Consider the following 22,977-nt stretch of genomic DNA (forward strand, 5'->3'; position numbering starts at 1 on the left):
CCCATGCATTCGATCACGTCGCCGGAATCAGCGAGTTGATCAATATCTGCGTGTTCGAAGCCAGCAGGCTTACGTTGTGCGCCCGAGTGCTCAGGTCCGCCAGCGCCTCACCCGCAAGGGTATAGCCGCTTTCCTTCAACGCTGCCGCCAAGGCATGGCCCATGCCCGCGCTTGCTTCACTGAGGCCGTAAATCATGCCGACCCCATAGGCAGCGACATTGCGCAGGTTGAACGGCGACAAGGCATTGCTCAGGCCCTGCGCGTTGCGCTGCAGGTTCTGCCAGCCGCGCAGGGTGCTGCCCGAATTGGCCAACGCCATTTCGACGTTGTGCAACAGCACGTTGGGATTACCGGTGAGGGCTCCCACCGCGTTGCCCGACGCACCGGCGGTGTTGAGTATCGTACCCAGCGCATAAGCGAGGTCTCGTTGCCGCTCATAGGCGCTCTTGTTTGGATCGGCCAGCGTGGTCAGTGCCGTATTCATATCCCGCAGCACTCTGCCAAACCCTGCCAGCGGGCCGCCGCCGGCCCGAAAATAGTCCGCCCACTCCTTGAGCTGCTTGCCGATGCCGTTCTGTCCATTTGCCTTGGCAAGATTGGAAAGACCGTTGAAGGCCTGGCTGACCCCGACCAGAAAATAGCCGGGCGCGCTCGCACCATAGTGCAGGCCGAGCAGGTAGTTGCCATGGCGGAAGTTGCTGAGCGCCGCGAGGCCGTGGGTAAGACCCGTCTGCAGGGAAACGGCCGAGGATGCGAAATTCAGGCGTGCCTGTTGCTGGAGGTGTGCCGTGTCGGTGGATACCGGACGCGCGGCCGGGCGCGGCGGCGGCGGGCTTCCCCATGGACCCGCCGTCGGTCGCCACGGCGACTGGCTCGCTTCGCTGCTGAAGGCGGAACGACTGGATCGGTCGCCTGCTTGTGAATGCGCCCAGAGTTCCGGTACGCGCGACGTGATCGAGCTTGGCCTTATATTTTCTCGCGTGTCCGCCGCATGGCTCATGGAAACCCCCGTCGAAGACAGGCCCCGAGAATCGGGCGCATTCAAACCAGCCTCAATATGCCAAGTGCTCTGGTCCAGCTTTTCAATCGCCATGATCAACCTCGCAAACAAATGTGCCCACCAACATGGACGAAGGCAGGTCAGGTAGATTTGTGATCCTTCGCGTCATCACTGCTCGACTTACTGCCGGTCAACATCGAATAAAGACGATCCACGGCAAGCACAAGCGTGCCGACGAAACTCAAAGAGCCCAAAACGGCGTAGGTGGCATAGCGCCGCCGATAGTACTGCTCCCTGCGCAACCGCTTGTCGTCCACATATTTCTTGATGATGTCGTCCAGGTCTTTCTGCCGCCTGCTCCGAAAATCGGCCGTGTCGCCATAGCTACGTCCGGGATTTTTGCTATAAGTTTTAACCTGCTTTTCAAAGTCCGCTCTTCTACCCTCGATCAGGTTGTAATAATTGCGGTACTTCGCGGGGACGTCTTTGAAGCCTTTCCATCGAAGATAAAACGCGTCCCGTTTGACTCCGATGGGAAACTGGTAATCCCTTTGCAGCAGATACTGGGCCGCCCCAATATCCAGCTTGTACAAGCCGTCTGTCGCGGCATCACGCAACTGTATGGTGTCGCGCTTTTTCGCAAGAACGTCTCGAAGTTCGTGAAATACCTGGGTGACGTGATGCGTCTTGTCTCCGGCTTGGATACCTTCGGCGACCGTTTTATAAGCCGCGTCCAGCAGTTGCCGATGCTCGGCGTTTTCGCGCAGGAAAGGCGGATCCGGAAAGAAAAATCCCTTACTAACCGCCAGCTCCCTTGCCCAAGCGGTGCTATCCGCATTTGTCTGCGCATGCATCACTGCATCACCGGCTGGCGAGGGGAACTGCAGCACAACGTCACGTTGGTAGGCATCCGCCGAAGCGGATCCACGGTCGGTAGCAACGGAATCCTCTGTCGCGGGCAGCCTGGCCCCCTTTACGCCGGGCGGTGGTGGAGCCACCCGGCGTACTGACTGGATGGCATGAGTATCGCTCACGATCTTCCAGCGCCCATCGGCATCTTCCTTTGCGCGCCTGCCGCTCGGCACAGGTGCACCGGTTTCAGGGTCGAGCGTGTAGGCCATGCGCGTCCCGTTCGCATCCGGGGTATCACTCTTCCTTACGACGTAGTCAGCTTTTCGATCTGTCCAGGTGACCTTCTGCAGCGGAGATGTGACCGGACTGCTACTCGCTGGAAGTCCACTGGAGGACGCTGGGAATGGATTGGGCTGCGGATTGACCCCGAGTGGATCGGATACGCCGCGCCTTTCGCCTTCAGGCCTTCCACTCGGCGAATGCGGCGAGTCGCCAGGGTGCGGTTCGTGGGCGATTGAATGCGAGACCGCATGAAAGCTAGGCATCATCGGCACCTTTGTTCGAGGTAACGTGTGTTTTATCGGGCCACAGGTGCCTTCCAGGTCCGATGAAAACCGCGTCCTGGCGACCAGCTTCCAACCGCCCCATGAAGGCAGCCCCAAAATAGGGAAATGACACGCGCCTACGGTGGTATTCGCCTATGCAAACGTTGGTGGAGTGGATGGCGTCAGTGCGGTCTCGCGACAGGTAGTGATGCGGCCGTGCAGCCGGCGTGGCCCGCGGTTACTCAGGTATCGAACTGGAGTGCGCTGGTGAGATCGCCCATCGGCGCTTGCCCGCGCGCCGCCATGGCCTCGTCCCGCTCGCGGATGCCGTCGAGTTTTTCCAGTTCGAACACACGGGTGATCAGGCGCAGGATGGATCCCGTGTCCTGGATCGTGTGGTCGACATGTCCTTTTTTTGCAAACGGCGAAATGACCAGTGCCGGGATGCGCGTGCCCGGTCCCCAGCGATCGCCTTGGGGAGGTGCCACGTGATCCCACCACCCTCCGTTTTCGTCCACGGCGACGATCACCACCATGTGTTGCCATTGCGGGCTGCCGCGCAGCATCTTGACGGCGTGCACGATGTGGCGGTCGCCGGCGGCGACGTCAGCGTAGCCGGCGTGCATGTTGAGGTTGCCCTGCGGCTTGTAGAAGGTGACCGCAGGCAGCCTGCCGGCCTTGGCGTCGGCGAGAAAGTGATTGCTGCTCACGTCATCGCCCAGGCCGCCGTCGCGCAAGTGTCTGGCGCGCGCGGCCGTGCCTGGCGCCAGGTTGCGAAAATAGTTGAAGGGCTGGTGGTGGTATTGGAAGTTCGGCACCACCGGCACGCTGCGGGAAAAATTGGCGCCCTGCGTATCCAGGGTTTCCTGGTAGGCACCGGCATACCACGCCCAGTCGATACCGCGCTGGTCCAGCTTGTCGCCAATCTGTTCATGAGTTTGCGGCGGCAGCGCCATCGCGTTGCCGGGCTGGGTGAAGTCCACCACGCCATCCGCGCCCAGCTTCATCGGCGTCGGCGCATACGGCGGCAGCATGGTGTTGACGGCATAGCTCAAGCGCCGGCCATCGGCCAGCGTCTCGATCGGCGTCAGCGCGCTGGGACCAAATTGCGGTGGACCATCCATCGCGCTGGCCGGCGAACGCGCCAGCGGCTTGAGCCTGGGGTCGTCGGCCCGGCCGCTGACGGTCTGGGCAATCTGCGATTGGGCGATGCTGGTATCCGCGTCGGGATAACGCGGCACACCCGCGCAGACCAGGTACTGATGATTGAGGAAAGAACCGCCGAACGCGCCCTGGAAGAAGTTATCGCATAGCGTGAATTCGCCGGCGAGGTCCCACAGCCGCAGACCGTAATGGGCGTTGGCGTAATGCCCCATCGTGAACGCCGCCGAATCGGCCCAGGCAACGAACATGTCGTTCTTGCCGCCATTGATCTGCATCTGGTTCTGGTAGAACACATGCCACAGGTCGCGTGTGACCAGGGACAGCGGCAGATGCTCGCCCTTGGGGCCCTTCAGTGCGAACGGCGCGTTCGGCAACCCGGTCTGGTATTGCTGGCCGCCAGGGTAGCTGATGCCGTCGGCAACCTGGTCGCTGGGCAACCAGCCACGCGGTACTTCCGGCAAATGCGGCAAGATGGTCTTGCCGTCGCGGTCGCGCTGTACGTAGTCCTCCGGCTTGAGCGATGACAGCGGCTTCTCGACGCCCGGAAAGTCCGCGAACAGATTGTTGAAGCTGCGGTTTTCCGCAAAGATCACCACGACATGCTTCACTTTGTCGCGAAGCACACGATCCAGTTCAGCGCCGGCGATCGCCTTTGGCGCGCCCGGGCCGTGGTCGTCGGGGCTGTCGCAGCCAGCGAGACCGCCCCCGACGGCAACGGCTGCGACGCCGATACCTGCCAGGAACGAACGCCGGCCAAGATCAGGCGTTTCACCGGAGGTGGACTTGGCCTCAGCCGTGGCGTCGGATGAGGGCGGCGGAGGCTGCTGTTTCATGTCTTCTCTCGCAACAATCGAGCGGTATTAGCGATCGTCTCGCGTCCAGATCAGGCCGCTCTCTTCCTTGACCGGAAAACGGTGAATCGGCTCATACGCCGGCGGGCACGTCGGCTCGCCAGTGCGCAGATCGAAGCGCGCGCCGTGGCGCGGGCATTCCACCTCATGGCCGATGATCTCGCCACCAGCCAGCTCGCCGCCGTCGTGTGTGCAGATATCCTCGACAGCATACAGGTCACCGTCGATGTTGAAGACGGCAATGGCGGTATCGCCATCCCACACGACTTTGAATTCGCCCGGCAGCAGCTCCGAACGCGTGCCGACTTCCACCCATGCTTCGCTCATACAGCCAGGTCCTTCACCATCAATTCGAACTTCAGATCGGCGCGGCGAGGAATGCCGAAGCGTTCGTCGCCATAGGGGAACGGCGAGTATTCGCCGGTGCGGCGATAGCCGCGGCGTTCATACCAGGCCATCAAATCGCGGCGCACGTCGATCACCTTCATGTGCATGGCGCGACATTGCCAGGTTTGCTGCGCATATCGTTCCGCTGCCTGCAGCACCAGCCGGCCCAGCCCGCTGCCCTGGCGCGGCGGATGCACCGCGAACATGCCGAAATACGCCGCGTCGCCATGCCGTTCCACGTGGCAGCAAGCAAGCAGCGCGTTGTCCGCATGGGCCAACAGCACGGCACTGTCCGGCGCGGCCAGCACCTGCGCCACGTCGGCAGGATCGGTACGCTGTCCATCAAGCAGGTCGGCCTCGGTGGTCCAGCCCTGGCGACTGGCCTCGCCGCGATAGGCGGATTGAACCAGGGCGACGATAGCGTCGATATCGGTCTCGACGGCCTGGCGGAAAGCGGGCGTGATGACGGTATTCATCCGCGCATGATAATCCGCCGCACGATGCCGCCAAAGCCAGGTGGCGCTACGGCATCACCCACGAGCCAACGTGATCGTTGCGATAGAAGGTTCCCGGCCGGTAGGCGTGGTGCCTGCACACGTTGAAGTTGCGCACGAGGATGCGGCGGCCGTCCGACAATACGGTGCGCAGATCGCGAAGGCAGCTTTCGTCGTGGTCGTGAAACGCCAGGGTTACGGCAAGCTCATAGTCGAACCATGAGTCCTGCATGGAATCCCTGAAGTCCATCTCGGTCCATCGCCCGCTTCCCGCCGGAGCCATCGCGAACGTATCGATACTGCCGCGGGTATCGTTCACCACCTCGATGGTATGCACCGAATCCGCCAGCGCGGCGAGAGGAAAACAGGCGAAACACAGCGCAGTTAGACATGGACGCATGACGTTCTCCTTTTGAAAGGCGCAGCAAACCCCGGGCCGGCATACATGGCATGCAGCAGGACGGATGACGGCAAGGGATAACGGATGGCACAGGGGTAGATGCGCGGGGCCAACAAACGGTTGCAAGGCAGTGCCTGCAACCGATCAGCGAGCGACCGTATCTCTATATTCGTGGGCGTCCAGCTCGACGCTGCTTATCGGGAGTAGATGATGGAAAAAACCGAGATCATTCCGATCGTGCTTTTCCTCTGCGTCACCTTCGGCATTACGTACATCGTCAGGCTGCTGGTTACGGCGCGCCTGCGCATCAAGATGCTGCAGGCTTGCGGCTCCAAGGAGCTGGTGGAGGCCGTGGTGCAGGGCGACGCGCAGCGCGACCAGATGTCGGCATTGCGCTGGGGCATTCTCACGCTGGTGGAGGCTATCGGCTTCGGCATCATCCAGCTGGTGGGTTGGGACGACGTCAATCCCGGCGTGGTGGCGATGCTGCTGGGCGCTTTCGGCCTTGGGTCCCTCCTGTTCTTCGTGCTCGCGCGACGTTTCAGCTGATCGCAGGCGCGAATGAGCCATCAGGATCGCCAGTTGGTCGACGCCGTATTGGCGAACGCGCCCGGCGCGTTCGAGCGGCTGGTGCGCGAGCATCAAGCGTTGTGCTGGCACATCAGCTATCGCATGGTGCGCCATCCGGAAGATGCGCGGGATCTATGCCAGGAAGCATTCCTGCGCGTGCATCAGCACCTTCGGCAATACCGCTACGAAAGCAGCCTGAAGTCATGGATCGGCCGTATCGCCTACAACGTGGCGCTGCGCTGCCTGGAACGCAAACACGTCGTGGTATTCGACCTGGGCGAAGGCGAGGACGGCTTCGATCCCATCGAGAACCTGGCCGACGGCTTCGACCTGGAAACCGCTTATGCCGACCGCGAAACGGCCGCGCGCCTGCACCAGGCCATCGAAGCCCTGCCGCCGCTGCAACGCACGCTGCTTACGCTCTACCATCTGGACGAACTTTCCATTGATGAGATCGCCAGCATCACCGGGCTTGCCGGCGGCACAATCAAAAGCCATCTGTTCCGCACGCGGCTTCGTCTGCGCCAACAGTTGGAAACCGTCTATGGGGTATCGCCATGAATCACGAACCATCCAGCGATGACGGCATGGAACGCGAATGGGTTTTGCAGGAACGCGCCGTTCGCGCCGAGCGGCTCGGCTTGGACGTCCGCGATGCGGCGAAACTGCAGCGCTATCGTGCTGTCGCACGCGCCTTGCGGCAACCGTTGGATGAAGATCTGCCGCCTGATTTCGCCAGCGAGGTCGCCAGGAATGTTCGGCAACAGGCAACCGACACCATGCGTCTGGAGCTCTACCTGAGCTGGACCCTGCTCGGCGTGTTGGCCGTGCTGCTGCTAGGACTGGTCGTGCGTTACAGCAGCCTGTTGCAGGCGTGGCTGTCGAACCCGTGGCTGATGGCACTGATAGCTTGCGTCGCCTTGCCTGCCTTGCTGGGCAAGCTGCCCGCGTTGAATCGCCTTCGTCGGCCGGGATGAAATCCCGGCAGCTGCGCCATCTCAGCCAGGCAGGGGGTTGGCGCGGCGTACCCGACAATGCCCGGCCCTACATCAGCAGCTTGCGTACCTTTAGAAGCGCTGCGATAAACGTGTCGATTTCCTCGCGCGTGTTGTAGAACGCGAGCGATGCGCGCAGCGTGGCCGGCACGCCATAGAACTGCATCAGCGGATGCGCGCAATGATGGCCCGAGCGCACCGCCACGCCTTCCAGATCGAGCAGCGTTGCCATATCGGTGGCTTGCGCGCCCTCGATCAAGAAGGAGATCACCGGTTCTTTTTCCCTGGCTTCGCCGAAGATTCGCACGCCGGGAATTTCACGCAGGCGCTCGGTGGCGTAGCCGAGCAATTCATATTCCCACGCGCGAATCGCTTCGTAACCAAGGCCCTGGTAGTATTCGATCGCCGCGCCCACCCCGGCAAAACCGGCAATGTTCGGCGTACCCGCTTCGAACTTGTGCGGCGGATCGGCAAAGGTGGTGCCATCGAAACGTACTTCGCGAATCATCTCGCCGCCGCCGAAAAACGGCGGCATCGCCTGCAGATGCTCGCGCTTTGCCCACAGCGCACCGGTGCCAGTGGGCGCCAGCATCTTGTGCCCGGTGATGGCGTAAAAGTCGCAGCCCAATGCCTGCACATCTACAGGACGATGCGGCAGCGCTTGCGAACCATCGACGACCAACGGGATGCCACGCTTGCGGCATTCGCGCGCAATCTCGCGCACCGGGTTCACCGTGCCGAGCACATTGGACACATGCGCCACGCAGGCCAGCTTCACTTCCGGCGTAAGCAGCTCAAAGAATTTCTCCAGGATCAGTTCGCCGTTCTGATCGATCGGCGCCGCCTTGACCGTAGCGCCCGCACGCGCGGCGACCAGCTGCCACGGCACGATATTGGCGTGATGCTCCATCACCGTGGTGACGATGGCATCGCCCGGCTGCAAACGTGGCAGTGCGTAGCTGTATGCCACCAGGTTCATCGACTGCGTGGTGCCGGAGGTGAGAATCAGCTCATTGCGCGACGTCGCATTGATGAATGCGGAAAGCTTGTCGCGAGCGTTTTCGTAGGCCTCCGTTGCCTCTTCGCCCAGTTGATGCACGGCACGCGCGACGTTCGCATTGTGCTCGCGGTAGTGGTTATCGACCGCCTCGATCACCTGCCGCGGCTTCTGGCTGGTATTGGCATTGTCGAAATACACCAGCGGCTTGCCATGCACGCTGCGTGACAACAGCGGAAAATCCGCGCGCACGCGCTGAACATCGAAGTCGACGGAAGGATGGCTGGGCTTGACGGTCATGATGGCAGATGCGCGAGCAGCGCGTCGGAGAAATGATCGCGCAGGGTGTCATTGGGAAGTGCGGCGAATACCGCACGGCAGAACGCCGCAGTGAGCAGCGCGCGTGCTTCCGCATTCGGCAGGCCGCGCGAGCGCAGGTAGAACAGCGCGCGCTCGTCGAGCTGGCCGACGGTGGCGCCGTGTGCCGCCTTGACCTCGTCGGCGTAGATTTCCAGTTCCGGCTTGGTGTCGATCTCGGCCAGCGGCGACAGCAGCAGGTTCTTGTTGCTGAGGCTGGCATCGCTGCCATCTGCGCCCTGGGCCACTACGATCGCGCCACGGAACACGCCGCGCGCACGTTCATCGGCCACGCCACGCCAGATGGATTCGGAAACCGTGTTGACCGCTTGATGATTGATCGACAGTTGCGTATCGGCATGCTGGCGTCCGCGTAACACGAACACGCCGCGCGTATCGAAACGCGCCTCGTCGCCACGCAATTGGGCGTGCAGATCATGACGCACCAGGGCGCCGCCCAGTTCCAGCACGTGCAACATGGCCCGCGACCTGGCACCGAGATGCACGCTGCCACGGCGGATCAGCGTGCTTTCTTCGCCGGCATTCTGCAGCAGCGTGTGTTGTAGCGTGGCGCCATCGCGCACCACGATCTCGCTGACCAGTGTGCCCAGATGCCTGTGCTGCGCGGTGGCCAGGTGATGCTCGACCAGGTCGAGCTCGGCGCCCTCGCCCACTTCGATCACGTTGCGCACGTGCCATGCCACATCGGCCTGCGCTGGCGTACCCGCGAAGCACACGTGAATCGGCTTGGCGATGCGCACACCGGCTGCGACGCGCAGCACCACGCCGTCGCCAGCCAAGGCGGCATTGAGCCGGGCGAACACGTCGGCGTTCTCGCGATAATGGCGGCTGAGCGCGAAGCGCAGCGGTTCCGGGTCGCTCTCCAGCACCTTGGAAAGCGGGTGCAGCGTCAGCCCTGGCGGAAGTGCGTCCAGCTTCGACAGATCGGCGCGGAACACGCCGTTGACGAACACCAGGCGCGGGCCATCCATGCCGGGCAATGTCAGCGCATAGGCGTCGACCGGGTGAGATGCCGCGGCGGCATCGCCCAATGCGAAACGGCGTTGACCCAACGCGCGCAGCGCGGTGTACTTCCATGCTTCGGCACGCGTATCCGGCAGGCCGGCGGCGATGAACGCTTCCAGGTTTTCACGCCGCACCGCATCCAGCCACCCCAACCCGCTACCGGGCAGGCGCAAGCCGGGTGCATCGCGCAACGCGTCGATAAAAGGCAGCGATGCCGGCGACTGGCTCATGCACGCGCCCCGTTCGCCAGCGCCGGATCGCGTTCGTTGACCCAGGCGTAACCGTGTTCTTCCAGCTTCAGCGCCAGCGCCTTGTCGCCGCTTTCCACGATGCGGCCATCGGCCAGTACGTGCACGAAATCCGGCTCGATGTAATCGAGCAGGCGCTGGTAGTGGGTGATGACCAGGAATGCGCGATCCGGCGAACGCAGCGCGTTCACGCCTTGCGCCACCTGCTTGAGTGCGTCGATGTCGAGGCCGGAATCGGTCTCGTCCAGGATCGCCAGCTTCGGTTCCAGCACGGCCATCTGGAAGATCTCGTTGCGCTTCTTCTCGCCGCCCGAAAAACCTTCGTTGACGGCGCGATGCAGCAGCTCGTCGGAGATCTGCATGATCTTCAGCTTCTCGCGCACCAGCTTGAGGAACTGCATGGAATCCAGCTCCGCCTCGCCGCGCTGCTTGCGCTGCGCATTGAGTGCGGCGCGCAGGAAGTAGGTATTGTTCACGCCGGGGATTTCCACCGGATACTGGAACGCGAGGAACACGCCGGCCGCGGCGCGTTCTTCCGGTTCCAGTGCGAGCAGGTCGCGGCCTTCGAAGCTGACGGAGCCGGCGGTGACTTCATAGCCTTCGCGACCGGACAACACGTTGCCCAGCGTCGACTTGCCGGCGCCATTGGGCCCCATGATGGCGTGCACCTCGCCCGGCTTCACGGTGAGCGTGAGGCCCTTGAGGATGTCCTTGCCCTCGACGCGGGCGTGCAGGTTTTCGATCTTCAGCATGTCACTTCAAATCCGCAGAATTTTTGATGGAACCCGCGCACACATCGCCTTCCTGTGCGCCCTTTAGCCAAGCTTGCAGTTGCTCGATGCGCTGCTGCGTGAGCTCGGTTTGCAGCTGGCTGACGCACATGGGGTAAGCCGAACCGTATTGCGTGCCGGCATCTTCGCCTTTACCCAGCGGAAAATGCGCGGCTACTTCCGCATCGCGGAATTGCAGCCACAGCTTTTGCGATGCCTTGAGTTTTTCCAGGAACACCGGCTGGTCTTTGTATTTGACCTGGATGGCCTTCCACACTGTGTTGAGTTGCTGGTCTGCCTTGGTCAATTCGGAAGCCGCACAGGCATTGAGGCCGGCTTGCGAACCCGTTGCATAGCAAGCGACGTCTGCGCCTGCAGCAGGCGCACTGATGGGGAGTGCAAGACCTAAAAGAAACCACCATGACGCCCTCATTGCATGACTCCTCCTGCAGAAAGAACGCAACCACCCTTCGACTTGATTGACGCATAGAGCGCGTCGGGCGCGAGATCAATCTCGCCTGGCCAAGTCACTGCACCTAGCTCGACTCGCACTGCCGAGAACACAGTTGGCTCACGAAGGGACAGAAACACCCCCGCCGAATCGCTGTTTACCAAGGCAGACATATCGACGATGCCCGATGTTCCATCGCGGAAACGCACATCCAAGCGGTAAGCAGGCATGGCCGTAACCGCCACTACTCGCCATGGCGGCGCTGCGTTCAATCCAGCGGACTGATCGGGTTTGGAGACTTGCGCGCTGCACATAGATCCCAGTCCTCTTGCAACTCCGCACGATGGAGTGCGGCCCATTCGAGTACGAACGCCATCGCTCGGCGTGGCAACTGCCCTTCGATGACCTCTAACGTACGTATGTCAAATAAAGCTTCCGACTCGCGGTAGATGGCATGAATAGTGAAGTGGCGCGTGATCAGCGAAATACATCCTGATAAGGATGCCGTAGAAACTGCTGATAGTCGGCATCCTTAACCCACCGCCCCTTCCAGCGAAACCTCCAGCAGCTTCTTCGCCTCCACCGCAAATTCCATCGGCAGTTCGCGGAACACCTGCTTGCAGAAGCCATCCACGATCATCGACACGGCATCTTCCTCGCCAATCCCACGCGAGCGGCAGTAGAACAGCTGGTCGTCGGAGATCTTCGAGGTAGTAGCTTCGTGCTCGACGATGGCCGAAGGATTCTTCACTTCCATGTACGGGAAAGTGTGCGCGCCGCATTTCTTGCCGATCAGCAGCGAATCGCACTGCGTGTAATTGCGCGCGCCTTCGGCGCCCTTCTCCACCTTCACCAGGCCGCGGTAGCTGTTGGAACTCTTGCCGGCACTGATGCCCTTGGACACGATCTTGGATTTGGTGCCCTTGCCGATATGGATCATCTTGGTGCCGGTATCGGCCTGCTGGCGATGATGCGTCAGCGCCACCGAGTAGAACTCGCCGACCGAGCGATCGCCGCGCAATACGCAGCTGGGGTATTTCCAGGTGATCGCCGAGCCGGTTTCTACCTGCGTCCAGGAAATCTTGGAATCGTCGCCACGGCAATCGCCACGCTTGGTGACGAAGTTATAGATGCCGCCGCGGCCTTCCTCGTCACCCGGATACCAGTTCTGCACGGTGGAATATTTGATCTGCGCTTTTTCCTGCGCGACCAGTTCGACGACTGCCGCATGCAGCTGGTTCTCGTCGCGCATCGGTGCGGTGCAGCCTTCCAGGTAGGAAACGTAGGCGCCCTCTTCAGCGATGATCAACGTGCGCTCGAACTGGCCAGTGTGGCCGGCGTTGATGCGGAAATACGTGGACAGTTCCATCGGGCAGCGCACGCCCTTGGGGATGAACACGAACGAGCCGTCGGAGAACACCGCCGAATTCAATGCAGCGAAATAGTTGTCACCAACCGGCACCACGCTGCCGAGGTACTTCTGCACCAGATCGGCATGTTCGCGGATCGCTTCGCTCATCGAGCAGAAGATTACGCCGGCTTCGGCCAACTCCTTGCGGAAAGTCGTGCCGACGGAAACGGAATCGAACACCGCATCCACCGCCACGCCGGCCAGCCTTGCCCGCTCGTGCAACGGCACGCCAAGCTTGTCGTAGGTTTCCAGCAGCTTGGGATCGACTTCATCGAGCGACTTCGGCTTGTTCTTGGGCGAGGCGTAATAGCTGATCGCCTGGAAATCGATCGGCGCGATATGGAGCTTGGCCCAGTTCGGCATCGGCATGGTGAGCCAGTGGCGATAGGCCTTCAGGCGCCACTCGGTCATCCACTCCGGCTCGTTCTTCAATGCCGAGAGCTGGCGCACGATGTCTTCCGACAAGCCGGGCGGCAGGCTGTCGGTTTCGATGTCGGTGACGAAGCCGGCTTCGTAGCGACGGCCGAGCGCGGCAGCGACTTCTGCGTTGTCGCGCAGCACGACGGGGCTATCGTTCTCGATGGTCATGATGCTGTCCTGCCTTTCAATTCGGTAAGCGCCACAGTGGCGACGGCCGTGGGCGCGGGGTGCAGCATGTCGGCCAGGCTCATCGCGCGCAGGGCGTTGTCGAGTACGTGGTTGATGCGTTGCCAGCTGCCGCGCACGCCGCATTGGGCTTCGCGCTCGCATTGGCCCTCGCTCAAGGTGCATTCGGTCATGCCGAGCGGGCCTTCGATCGCCTCCACGATGTCGGCCAGGCTGATCTCTTGCGCCGGCCGTGCCAGGCGGTAACCGCCGTTGACGCCGCGGAAGGAGTCCACCAGCCCGGCGTGGCCCAGCGACTTCAGCAGCTTGCTGACGGTCGGCAGCTCCAGGTGCGCCTCCTCGGCGATCTGGGCTGTGCTGAGGACATCGCCCGGGTGCGTGGCGATGCAAGTCATCACCAGGGTGGCGTAGTCCGTCAGTCGGCTGACACGAAACATGGGGAAAGGAGGACACCAGTTAATCAGGACCGAAATGGTACTGATTAGAAAGGAGTGGGTCAAATTTCCTGCGCTCCGTCACCCGGCGAAAGCCGTCTTTGCCTAGCGGCCGGAAAGTCGCTGAGCCCGGCTTTCGCGGGGTGAGGGGTTCAGCACTATTTGCACCATTACGATGCAAGACATGCACCAAATTGATCGTAGCGCACGTCCGCACCCCTCACCCGATCGTCTGGAATCAAGGCCTGGCGCGACACGACACTGGCTATCCAGACTTGGCATGCATTCTGCTGTCTTGCAACAAACCACTGGAGCCGCCGCGCATGAAATGGGTTACCGCGATCATCAAACCCTTCACCCTGGACGATGTGCGGGAGGCACTCGGCGAGGCCGGCGTGCAGGGCATGACGGTGACGGAAGTAAAGGGCTTCGGCCGACAGCGCGGCCACACCGAGCTGTATCGCGGTGCCGAGTACGTCGTCGATTTCCTGCCCAAGCTGAAGATCGAGATTGCCGTGGCCGACGACCAGGTCGAGCTCGCGGTCGAGGCGATCATCCGCGCGGCGAAGACCGGCAAGGTGGGCGACGGCAAGATTTTTGTAAGCGACCTGGAACAGGTGATTCGCATCCGCACGCAGGAAGTGGACGCGGATGCACTTTGACATGCGGGGAAACGGGGAACGGGGGATGGGCAAGTATCGAGTGGTTTCGCGGCTCATCGCCGCCATGCTGGCAGCTGGCTTGGCCATGCCGGCCTTTGCGCAGGCCACGCCTGCACCGACGCTCAACACCGGCGACACCGCCTGGATGATCGTCGCCAGCGCGTTCGTGCTGATGATGACGATTCCCGGCGTAGCGCTGTTCTACGGCGGCATGGTGCGGGCGAAGAACCTGCTGTCGGTGATGATGCAGTGCCTGGCACTCACCGCCTTGGTGACCGTGTTGTGGATGGTGTACGGCTATTCGCTGGCCTTCAGCACGGAAGGCATGCACGCGGGTGTCACCAACTGGCATTCGTTCCTTGGCGCGTTCGATCGCGTGATGTTGGCAGGGCTTACGCCTGACAAGCTGTACCAGACGGTGCCGGAAAGCGTTTTCGTGATGTTCCAGCTCACCTTCGCGATCATCACGCCAGCGCTGATCATCGGCGCCTATGCCGAGCGCATGAAGTTCAGCGCGATGCTGTGGTTCTCCGGCCTGTGGCTCACTTTCGTGTACCTGCCGATCGCGCACATGGTGTGGAGCGGACCGGGCTCGCTGCTGGGCGACCTGGGCGTGCTCGATTTCGCCGGCGGCACGGTGGTGCACATCAATGCCGGTATCGCAGGCCTGGTCGCGTGCATGGTGATCGGCAAGCGCCGCGGTTGGCCGCATACGCACATGCCGCCGCATAACCTGGGTTACACGGTGATTGGCACGGCCATGCTGTGGCTGGGCTGGTTCGGTTTCAACGCGGGCTCCGCGGTCGCCGCCAACGGCAGCGCAGGCATGGCGATGCTGGTGACGCAGATCGCCACGGCTGCCGCGGTGATCGGCTGGGTGGCAGTGGAGTGGCTGGTGCACAAGCGCGCCAGTGTGCTGGGTGCAGCTTCCGGCGCCGTGGCCGGATTGGTCGCCGTCACGCCGGCTGCCGGCACCGCAGGACCGGCCGGCGCGCTGATCATCGGCTTTGTTGCCGGCGCGGTGTGCTTCTTCACGGCGACGCGCCTCAAGCACAAGCTGGGCTATGACGACACACTGGATGTGTTCGGCGTGCACGCGGTGGCCGGCATCATCGGCGCGCTGCTGACCGGCGTATTCGCGGCGCCCAAGCTGGGCGGTTTCGACAGCGCGGTGACCTCGCCGCTGCTGCAGCTGTGGATTCAGGCGAAAGGTGTGGGCTTCACCATCGTGTGGAGCGGCGCGTTGAGCTGGGTGATCCTGAAACTGGTGGATATGACGCTAGGGCTGCGCATCGAACCCGAGCACGAGCAGGTGGGCCTGGATATCGCCGAGCATGAGGAGCGGGCGTACAACCTGTCTTGATGGTTTCTCGCTCCCCGCCCTTCGGGGAGCGAGCCTCCTAGGCAACGATGAAATCCCAGCTTCACCGACATGGCGGTGCCGCGATGTCATCCCGGCCTGCGCAAGCCAACGCGGCATACGGTGCGTTTGGTACAGGCAGGCTCTAAGCTTTGCGCGTGTCCGTCACGAAGCCCCTCATGCAAAGCACCACCGATCGCGCCACCGCCCGCCTCGCCTGGACGCGGGCCGCGCTTGGCGACTCTTCGCTTGGCCTCGAACCCGCCTCCGCCGACGCCAGCTTTCGCAGCTATTGGCGCACCCATCACGATGGCCGCAGCTGGATCGTGATGGACTCGCCGCCTGCGCAGGAAGATCCGCGTCCGTGGCTGAAGATCGGCCAGCAACTCGCCGCTGCCGGACTGCATGTGCCCGCCGTGCAGGCGCAGGATCTCGAACAAGGCTTTTTGCTGATCGAAGATCTCGGCACGAGGCTTTACCTCAACGAACTTAACGACGACAACGCTGATGCGCTCTACGGCGATGCGATGGATGCCTTGCTGCTCATGCAGACGCGCATGGCCTATGGTGATCTGCCGTCGTTCGATCGCGATGTCCTGGTGCGCGGATTGGAGGTGATGCCGGAATGGTTTCTCGGCCGCTACCTCCATCACACGCCTGCCTGCGCCGAATGGGATGTGCTGGAAGCGGCGTTCAACGTGATCATCCACAACGCGCAGGAACAGCCACGCTGCTTCGTGCATCGCGACTATCACAGCCGCAACCTGCTGGTGGTCGGGCAGAACAATCCCGGCGTCATCGCTTCCGGGCTCTTGAGCCCGGGAATCATAGACTTCCAGGGCGCACTCGCCGGCCCGATCACCTACGATCTCGCCTCGCTGTTGCGTGATGCCTATATCGTGTGGCCACGCGAGCGTGTGGAAGCCTGGGTGGAGTCTTACCGGCAACGCCTGCGACTTGCTGGCGTGATTGAGGAGGATGTCGACAGCAAACGCTTCCTGCGCTGGTTCGACCTTACCGGGCTGCATCGCCACGTACGTGTGCTCGGCCAGTTCTATCGCCTGTGGTATCGCGACGGGAAGGGGGGCTATCTCGCCGACGTGCCGCGCGTCTACCACTACGTGGTATCGGTAGCGCGCAGCTATCCTGAGCTGGCCGACTTCGCCGCATTGATTGGGCGATACGCCGAAGGCCGTGACCTCACCGAGGTAGCCAACGCATGAGGCATGCGTTGATCTTTGCGGCAGGTCTGGGCGAACGCATGCGCCCGCTGACCAACCACACGCCCAAGCCGTTGCTGCTTGCACGCGGCAAGCCACTGATTGTGTGGCATCTGGAAAAACTTGCGGCGCTCGATGTGCGTTACGTGGTGATCAATACCTCGCATCTGGCGGAGCAGTTCCCGGAAGCGCTCGGTGACGGTTCGCAATGGGGTCTGCGCATTCGCTATGCGTATGAAGGAGCCGTGCCGCTCGAAACCGGCGGCGGCATGCTCAACGCACTGCCGCTACTGGGGCCGGAACCGTTTATCGTGATCAACGGCGATGTATGGACGGATGCAGACTTTGCTGCGTTGCCGGCGGAACCCGCTGGCCTTGCGCATCTGCTGATGGTGGACAATCCATCGCACCATCCGCAGGGTGATTTCGCGCTGGACGAGCACGGCAAGCTGCATGACGCAGGCGACCAGCGACTCACTTATAGCGGCATCGGCGTGTATCGGCGCGAGCTGCTGAACGGCTGGCAGGCTGTTGTCGGCCAGCCTGATTCAACGGACGACAAACATCCCCGCTTCAAGCTCGCACCGCTGTTGCGGGCGGCGATGCAGCGGGATGAGGTGAGCGGAAGCCATCATCGTGGCGAGTGGACGGACGTGGGTTCGCCCGAAAGATTGGCAGCGTTGAACGCGTAAATCCTGAAAATGCGCGCTATCTCATGGCCATCATTCCCGCGAAAGCAGAGGCGCTTTACAACGCCAATGCCGATCAATCCATTTCAACGAGGCATCAGGGCAACGTAGATTCCCGCTTTCGCGGGAATGACGGCCTCAAGGTGATGTCGGTAGCGCCACCACCTACGGCGCACCCGCGGCAAGCGGCTTGATCGACACCGGCGTGGGCAACGCTGGCGGCGGCACTGCCTCGGCCTCCTCCTGCGACAACGCCGCATCCTGCGCCTGCTTGGTCATCATGATGATGCTGATGCGCCGATTGATCGGATCGGCCGGGTTGGCCTTATCGAACGGCACCGAATCCGCCAGCCCCACCACGCGCGCAATCTTGCCTCCTTCCAGGCCGCCATCCAGCAAGGCACGCCGCGCCGCATTCGCGCGGTCGGCGGAAAGCTCCCAGTTGCCGTACTGGCTTGTGGTGCTGTATTTCGCATCATCGGTGTGGCCGGAAATGCTGACCTTGTTGGGCGCCTCGTCGATAAAGCTCGACAACTCGTGCAGGATCGCCACGGTATAGGGCTCCAGCGTGGCGCTGCCGGTGGCGAACATGGGACGATTCTGTTTATCCACGATCTGGATGCGCAAGCCTTCCGGCGTGATGTCGAGCAGCAGTTGATCCTTGAAGGGTGCCAGCGCCTGGCTTTTTTCGATGGCGGCGCGCAGTTGCAGCATCAGGTTTTCCAGGCGCTGTTTTTCGCGCTCGCGCGCCAGCTTCTCCACGTCCGCAGGCGTTGCCGGCGTGGCGGCACGGCGGTCCTTGCCGGCACCATGCGAAATATCCATCGCGCCGCCGAGCTTGATCATGCTGTCGCTTGCGCCACCGGGGCCTATCTTGCCCGGCGGCGCTATGGTGGCAGTGCCGGGCGTCATGCTGGGATTTTTAAAGTATTCGGCAATTGCTGCGCGCTGCTGCCTGGTGCCGACGCCGAGCAGCCACATCACCAGGAAGAACGCCATCATCGCCGTGACGAAGTCGGCGTAAGCGACTTTCCAGGCGCCGCCATGGTGGCCGTGTTTCTTGCGCCGCGACCGACGCACCACGATCAGCATGTCGCGCCCTTGCTCGCTCACGCCGTGGCTCCAGCGCGCGCAGCATCCTTCAGGTGATCCTCAAAGTCCTGGAAATTCGGCCGCGTGTGCGGCGATAGGGATTTGCGCGCGAACTCCACCGAGACTTTCGGGTTGTAGCCGCGCAAGCAGGCGAGCAACGCTACCTTGACGCATTCGAACGCTTTGCCGTCTTCATGCACGCGGCTTTCCATGGCGGCGGCCAGCGGGCCGATGAAGCCGTAGCACAGCAAGATGCCGAGGAAGGTGCCGACCAACGCACCGGCAATGTGTTCACCGATCTGCGAAGTATCGCCACCCAATTGCGACATGGTGGTCACGATGCCAAGCACCGCAGCGACAATGCCGAAGCCCGGCAGGGCATCGGCCAGTTTCATCACCGCCAGCGCGGGCGCTTCCGCGTCGTGCTGGTGGCTTTCCAGCTCCACTTCCAGCAATTGCTCCAGCTCGTGCGGATTCATGTTGCCGCCTACCATCAGCCGCAGGCAATCAGTGGTGAATTCGATCAGGTGGTGTTCTTTCACCAACCGCGGATAAGCGCTGAAGATGGCGCTCGATTGCGGATCTTCGATATGCGATTCCAGGCCAAGCAGGCCTTGCTTGCGCATCACGCCGAAGATGTCATACAGCAGCGACAGCAGGTCGACGTAGTCCTGCTTGCGATATTTGGGCCCCTTGAACAGCGCGACGACGTTTTGCAGCGCGCCTTTCACGATCTTCAGCGGATTGGCAGACAGGAACGCGCCGATGGCGCCGCCACCAATGATCATCAGCTCGCTCGGCTGCCACAGTGCGAGAAGATGGCCGTGCGACAGCAGATAACCGCCCAACACGCAGGAAAGCACCACCAGGGAACCGATCAAAACAAGCATGGGGACTCCATTCGGGACGGGAGCGTCCTACCTGCTTATCGACCGGCGCCATGCAAAATTTAGATTGAAGGGTGCGCGTAATGTGATGCGGTTCAAGCGCAATCTTTTGTCATATGCGCACCGATCGCGTCAGCTACGTGACACAAACGCAGGCTGCCATGAAGGTATGTGCTTTCCGTCCAGCCGCCCATCCTGCTCGCGCTGCAATCACGGCCAGGAGCGGGCGCTCAAAAACAGAACGGCCCGGACAGCCGGGCCGTTCCACATGCATACATCGCAATGAATTACGGACGACGCGCCAGTTCCGGATTTTCCTTGGACACGGGCATCAAGTCCTTCTTAGACACGCCCAGCCACAACAGAATCGGGCTGGCCACGAAGATCGACGACAAGGTGCCGACCAGGATGCCGATCAGCATGGTGATGGCAAAACCATGCACGGTGGGGCCGCCGAAGAAATACAGCGCAGCCATCGCGATGCCGGTGAACAGCGAGGTGATGATGGTTCGCGACAACGTGCTGTTGATCGAGCGGTTGAGGATTTCCTCCGGATCGCCCTTGCGCGAGGAACGGAACAATTCGCGGATACGGTCGAACACCACCACCTTGTCGTTGATGGAGTAACCGATCACCGCCAGCACCGAAGCCAGCACGGTCAGGTCGAACTCGCGCTGCACCAGCGAGATCACGCCCAACGTCACCAGCACGTCGTGCACTTCGGTAGCCAGCGCGGCCACGGCGAAGCGGCGCTCGAAGCGGATCCACAGGTATAAGCCGATGCCGATGATCACGAAGATGGCGGCGGTGACGCCATCGCTGCGCAGCTGCTCGCCGACCTGCGGGCCAACGTAATCCTTGCCAGCGATCTTGGCGTCGGGGCGCGGCCCCTGCAGCGCCTTGGCGACGTCGTTGGAGATGACATCAAGGTTGGGCGACTTGCCTTCCTGCGCCGTGTAATGCTTGTCGTCCTTGGGCTGGAAGCGGATCGACACATGACGCGTACCGCCCACGCTCTGCACGACGGCGTTCTCGATGCCGCCTTGAACCAGGGCACTACGCACGTCTTCCACCGATACCGGGTTGCCGTAGGTGACGTCGACACTGACGCCACCGGTGAAATCCAGTCCGTAGTTGAGGCTGCGCGTGGCGAGCAGGGCAATCGACGCGACCATCAGCAAGATGGCGAGGCCGATGCTGATCTTGCGCAACCCGAGGAAATGGACGTTGGCGTTGTGATTGAAAATTTCCATGGGAAGCTCCTAGAGCCTGAATACGGTCTTGGCGTGGCCCGCGTTGTCACGGTGCGTTCGCCAGGTGGTAGTGCGCGGCGCAGCGCTTGCCTGGCTGGCAAGCCAAGCCGCGCGCTGCCGCATGGTGGACGCACCGTGGCAACCCGAAGGGCCGGGACTGTTTGCCGGCCGGGCTGCGTCCTCACTCAGTTGTGTATCGACATACACGCCTTCGTTCCTCCTTGCCCGTCAGGCAAACAGTCCCGGCGCGGGCCACGCCAAGACCGTATTCAGGCTCTTACACCGACAGCGTCTTGAGCTTGCGCCCGTGATGGATGAACGCAGTAATCGCGTGGGTGACCGTGACCGAGGTGAACATCGAGGTCAGGATACCGATCAGCAGCGTGACGCCGAAGCCCTTGATCGGGCCCGAGCCCATCGTGGTCAGCGCCAGCGCGGCGATAAGGTGGGTGACGTTGGCATCGAGAATGGTCGCCCAGGCTTTCTCATAACCGGCGCGGATCGCTGCCAGCGGCGTGGAACCGTTGCGAAGTTCTTCTCGCACGCGCTCGCAGATCAGCACGTTGGAGTCGATCGCCATGCCCAGCGTCAGCACGATACCGGCAATGCCTGGCATGGTGAGCGTCACGCCGATCGCCGACATCACCGCCACCAGAATCACCAGGTTGAAGAACAGGGCGACGTCCGCCACCAGGCCGAACAGCTTGTAGTAGATCGCCGCCGCCAGCAGCACCAGGCCCAGGCCGAGCAACACGGCCTTCAGGCCCTTGTCGATGTTGTCCTGGCCAAGGCTTGGGCCGATCACGCCTTCCTGCACGATATCCATGCGAGCGGCAAGCGAACCGCCCTTCAGCATCAACGCCAGGTCCGAGGCAGCCTTGTTGCTGGCCAGGCCGGTGGTCTGGAATTTGTTGCTGAAGACGCCCTGGATGGTGGCGTAGTTGATCACCTGGTAGGTGGTCTTGGGCGTGTGCACTTCCTTGCCGTCGACGATCTTGGTGTCGGTGGTGCTTTCCACGTATACCACGGCCATCGGCTTGCCGACGTTGCCACGGGTGAAGTCGAGCATCTTGGCGGCGCCGACCGAGTTCAAGGTGACGTTCACGCTCGGCGACCCGCTCTGGGAGTCGTTGCCCGACGAGGCATCCACCAACTCGTCGCCGCTGGCGATGATGTTCTTGCTGACCAGGTAGGCGATCGTGTTGTCTGCGTTGTAATAGAGATGCGCGTCAGGAGGAATGTTGCCGGTATGGATCGCGTCGGCCACTGCCTGGTCGCCCACCCAATCCCTACCGTTGAAGCGTGCTTCACCGATTCCCGCCACGTACTGCAAGGTTGCCGTCGCGCCGATCACCTTCTTCGCCTCGGCAGGGTCCTGCACGCCGGCCAGTTCGACCGAGATGTGGTCTTCACCCTGCTGCTGGATCACCGGCTCGGACACGCCCAGCGCGTTGATGCGGTTGCTCAGCGTGGCGACGTTCTGGCGGATCGCGTTGACCTGCAGGTCACGCAGCTTGTCCGGTTTGATGGTGGCATTGAGCACAAAGCGGTCGCCGGTGCTCTGGCCATCCGCCACGGCGAGGTCGGTGTATTCGGTGGCGATGGCATCGCTGGCTGCCGTGCGGTCGGCGGCGGAATTCAGCACCACGTTGACGCCCTGGCCACGCGTGGCGTTGCGCGATACGGAAACGAAGGGAATCTTCTTTTCCTTGAGCAGGGCGGTGATGTCCTGTGTATAACGGTTTTCCTGCCGGTCGATGATGTCGTTCTGGTCGACCGCCATCAGGAAGCGCACGCCGCCCTGCAGGTCCAGGCCCAGCGGCATGGCGCGGCCGCCGATGGCGCTGAGCCATGCCGGCACGGTGGATTCGAGGTTGAAGCCGATGTTGAAGTTTTCGCCCAGGGCGACCTTCAGCGCGTCAGCGGCGTTCTTCTGCAAGTCGCCGTTGGCAAAGCCGACCACGATGTAATCGCCGCGGCTGGGATCGTGCTTCAAGCTTTCGTTGATATACGGAAGCTTCGCCGTCTGCAGCGTGGTGATGACCTTCTGCTGCACCGTTGGATCGAGCGTCGTGCCCTGGGCCGGCGCTACCTGCACCGCCTGCAGCGGCGGATAGGCGTTTGGCAGTGCGTACAGGATGCCCGCCACCAGTACGATGGCAACCAGAAAGTATCTCCAGCGTGGAAAATCACTCATGCCTTGCATCCGAATGAACCGCGGCGCCGCGCCGCGGGTAACGTGAATAGATAAGTTGG

25 protein-coding genes are annotated in these 22,977 nt (G+C 62.1%); 7 read left to right on the plus strand and 18 right to left on the minus strand.

Annotated elements, in window-relative coordinates; all coding sequences use genetic code 11:
• Positions 1–13: 13 nt before the first annotated feature.
• The 6 genes from V7M64_RS06380 to V7M64_RS06405 form a co-directional block, all read right to left on the minus strand.
• Positions 14–1,000 carry a hypothetical protein gene (locus tag V7M64_RS06380; RefSeq protein ID WP_333677881.1) on the minus strand — a complete coding sequence of 329 codons (987 nt, stop codon included), beginning with the start codon at positions 998–1,000 and terminating at the stop codon, positions 14–16.
• Positions 1,001–1,140: 140 nt separating this feature from the next.
• Entirely contained in the window at positions 1,141–2,121 is a 981-nt protein-coding gene (locus tag V7M64_RS06385) for a hypothetical protein (RefSeq protein WP_333677883.1), read from the minus strand.
• Between the two features lie 518 nt (positions 2,122–2,639).
• A complete protein-coding gene (gene acpA, locus V7M64_RS06390; protein WP_333677885.1) occupies positions 2,640–4,394 on the minus strand; it encodes an acid phosphatase in 1,755 nt (584 codons plus the stop codon).
• 27 nt (positions 4,395–4,421) lie between these two features.
• On the minus strand, positions 4,422–4,739 hold the full coding sequence (locus V7M64_RS06395; protein ID WP_333677887.1) for a non-heme iron oxygenase ferredoxin subunit: 318 nt from the start codon (positions 4,737–4,739) through the stop codon (positions 4,422–4,424).
• Positions 4,736–5,275 carry a GNAT family N-acetyltransferase gene (locus V7M64_RS06400; protein WP_333677888.1) on the minus strand — a complete coding sequence of 180 codons (540 nt, stop codon included), beginning with the start codon at positions 5,273–5,275 and terminating at the stop codon, positions 4,736–4,738. Before V7M64_RS06400 ends, V7M64_RS06395 begins: the two co-directional genes overlap by 4 nt.
• 46 nt (positions 5,276–5,321) lie before the next feature.
• Entirely contained in the window at positions 5,322–5,693 is a 372-nt protein-coding gene (locus V7M64_RS06405; protein WP_333677890.1) for a hypothetical protein, read from the minus strand.
• 210 nt (positions 5,694–5,903) lie between these two features.
• On the opposite strand from V7M64_RS06405, the gene V7M64_RS06410 reads away from it, so the two are divergent.
• From V7M64_RS06410 to V7M64_RS06420, 3 genes are read left to right on the plus strand one after another with little or no spacing between them, the layout of a single operon-like run.
• Positions 5,904–6,242 carry a hypothetical protein gene (locus tag V7M64_RS06410; RefSeq protein WP_333677892.1) on the plus strand — a complete coding sequence of 113 codons (339 nt, stop codon included), beginning with the start codon at positions 5,904–5,906 and terminating at the stop codon, positions 6,240–6,242.
• Positions 6,243–6,254: 12 nt separating this feature from the next.
• On the plus strand, positions 6,255–6,824 hold the full coding sequence (locus tag V7M64_RS06415) for an RNA polymerase sigma factor (protein WP_333677893.1): 570 nt from the start codon (positions 6,255–6,257) through the stop codon (positions 6,822–6,824).
• Positions 6,821–7,240: a hypothetical protein gene (locus tag V7M64_RS06420; protein ID WP_333677896.1), complete on the plus strand. Its 420-nt coding sequence runs from the start codon at positions 6,821–6,823 to the stop codon at positions 7,238–7,240. Before V7M64_RS06415 ends, V7M64_RS06420 begins: the two co-directional genes overlap by 4 nt.
• A 67-nt stretch (positions 7,241–7,307) precedes the next feature.
• Here the strand turns inward: V7M64_RS06420 and V7M64_RS06425 are convergent, their stop codons facing one another.
• From V7M64_RS06425 to V7M64_RS06460, 8 genes are read right to left on the minus strand one after another with little or no spacing between them, the layout of a single operon-like run.
• Positions 7,308–8,555: a cysteine desulfurase gene (locus tag V7M64_RS06425; RefSeq protein WP_333677898.1), complete on the minus strand. Its 1,248-nt coding sequence runs from the start codon at positions 8,553–8,555 to the stop codon at positions 7,308–7,310.
• The gene (gene sufD, locus V7M64_RS06430; protein WP_333677900.1) at positions 8,552–9,868 is read right to left on the minus strand and encodes a Fe-S cluster assembly protein SufD; all 1,317 of its coding nucleotides are present in this window, start codon (positions 9,866–9,868) and stop codon (positions 8,552–8,554) included. The genes V7M64_RS06425 and sufD overlap by 4 nt, the downstream gene beginning before the upstream one ends.
• Positions 9,865–10,638, minus strand: a complete 774-nt coding sequence (sufC, locus tag V7M64_RS06435) for a Fe-S cluster assembly ATPase SufC (protein WP_333677902.1) — start codon at positions 10,636–10,638, stop codon at positions 9,865–9,867. Before sufC ends, sufD begins: the two co-directional genes overlap by 4 nt.
• Before the next feature lies 1 nt (position 10,639).
• A complete protein-coding gene (locus V7M64_RS06440) occupies positions 10,640–11,089 on the minus strand; it encodes a lysozyme inhibitor LprI family protein (RefSeq protein WP_333677904.1) in 450 nt (149 codons plus the stop codon).
• The gene (locus V7M64_RS06445) at positions 11,086–11,466 is read right to left on the minus strand and encodes a DUF2442 domain-containing protein (protein ID WP_333677905.1); all 381 of its coding nucleotides are present in this window, start codon (positions 11,464–11,466) and stop codon (positions 11,086–11,088) included. The genes V7M64_RS06440 and V7M64_RS06445 overlap by 4 nt, the downstream gene beginning before the upstream one ends.
• The gene (locus V7M64_RS06450; protein WP_333677963.1) at positions 11,376–11,594 is read right to left on the minus strand and encodes a DUF4160 domain-containing protein; all 219 of its coding nucleotides are present in this window, start codon (positions 11,592–11,594) and stop codon (positions 11,376–11,378) included. The genes V7M64_RS06445 and V7M64_RS06450 overlap by 91 nt, the downstream gene beginning before the upstream one ends.
• Before the next feature lie 45 nt (positions 11,595–11,639).
• Entirely contained in the window at positions 11,640–13,106 is a 1,467-nt protein-coding gene (gene sufB, locus V7M64_RS06455; RefSeq protein WP_333677906.1) for a Fe-S cluster assembly protein SufB, read from the minus strand.
• Positions 13,103–13,561, minus strand: coding sequence for an SUF system Fe-S cluster assembly regulator (locus V7M64_RS06460; RefSeq protein WP_333677907.1), 459 nt, complete (start codon positions 13,559–13,561; stop codon positions 13,103–13,105). The genes sufB and V7M64_RS06460 overlap by 4 nt, the downstream gene beginning before the upstream one ends.
• 320 nt (positions 13,562–13,881) lie before the next feature.
• Between V7M64_RS06460 and V7M64_RS06465 the strand changes: the two genes are divergently transcribed.
• The 4 genes from V7M64_RS06465 (at position 13,882) to murU (ending at position 17,492) form a co-directional block, all read left to right on the plus strand.
• Complete coding sequence (locus V7M64_RS06465) at positions 13,882–14,220, plus strand: P-II family nitrogen regulator (RefSeq protein WP_188794688.1); 339 nt, start codon at positions 13,882–13,884, stop codon at positions 14,218–14,220.
• Positions 14,221–14,245: 25 nt separating this feature from the next.
• The gene (locus V7M64_RS06470; RefSeq protein WP_333677913.1) at positions 14,246–15,583 is read left to right on the plus strand and encodes an ammonium transporter; all 1,338 of its coding nucleotides are present in this window, start codon (positions 14,246–14,248) and stop codon (positions 15,581–15,583) included.
• Positions 15,584–15,759: 176 nt separating this feature from the next.
• Positions 15,760–16,803, plus strand: a complete 1,044-nt coding sequence (locus tag V7M64_RS06475; RefSeq protein WP_333677914.1) for a phosphotransferase — start codon at positions 15,760–15,762, stop codon at positions 16,801–16,803.
• Positions 16,800–17,492 carry an N-acetylmuramate alpha-1-phosphate uridylyltransferase MurU gene (gene murU, locus V7M64_RS06480; RefSeq protein ID WP_333677915.1) on the plus strand — a complete coding sequence of 231 codons (693 nt, stop codon included), beginning with the start codon at positions 16,800–16,802 and terminating at the stop codon, positions 17,490–17,492. The genes V7M64_RS06475 and murU overlap by 4 nt, the downstream gene beginning before the upstream one ends.
• Positions 17,493–17,654: 162 nt before the next feature.
• Here the strand turns inward: murU and motB are convergent, their stop codons facing one another.
• The 4 genes from motB to secD form a co-directional block, all read right to left on the minus strand.
• Positions 17,655–18,581 (minus strand): flagellar motor protein MotB, encoded by a 927-nt coding sequence (motB, locus tag V7M64_RS06485; RefSeq protein ID WP_333677964.1) that lies wholly within the window; start codon positions 18,579–18,581, stop codon positions 17,655–17,657.
• Between the two features lie 17 nt (positions 18,582–18,598).
• Positions 18,599–19,471 (minus strand): flagellar motor stator protein MotA, encoded by an 873-nt coding sequence (motA, locus tag V7M64_RS06490; RefSeq protein ID WP_333677917.1) that lies wholly within the window; start codon positions 19,469–19,471, stop codon positions 18,599–18,601.
• A 284-nt stretch (positions 19,472–19,755) separates the two neighbouring features.
• The gene (gene secF, locus V7M64_RS06495) at positions 19,756–20,721 is read right to left on the minus strand and encodes a protein translocase subunit SecF (protein WP_333677918.1); all 966 of its coding nucleotides are present in this window, start codon (positions 20,719–20,721) and stop codon (positions 19,756–19,758) included.
• A 277-nt stretch (positions 20,722–20,998) separates the two neighbouring features.
• Positions 20,999–22,918: a protein translocase subunit SecD gene (gene secD / locus V7M64_RS06500; RefSeq protein WP_333677920.1), complete on the minus strand. Its 1,920-nt coding sequence runs from the start codon at positions 22,916–22,918 to the stop codon at positions 20,999–21,001.
• Between the last annotated feature and the right edge of the window lie 59 nt (positions 22,919–22,977).

It is taken from the genome of Dyella sp., from assembly GCF_036746095.1.
GTDB lineage: Bacteria > Pseudomonadota > Gammaproteobacteria > Xanthomonadales > Rhodanobacteraceae > Dyella_B.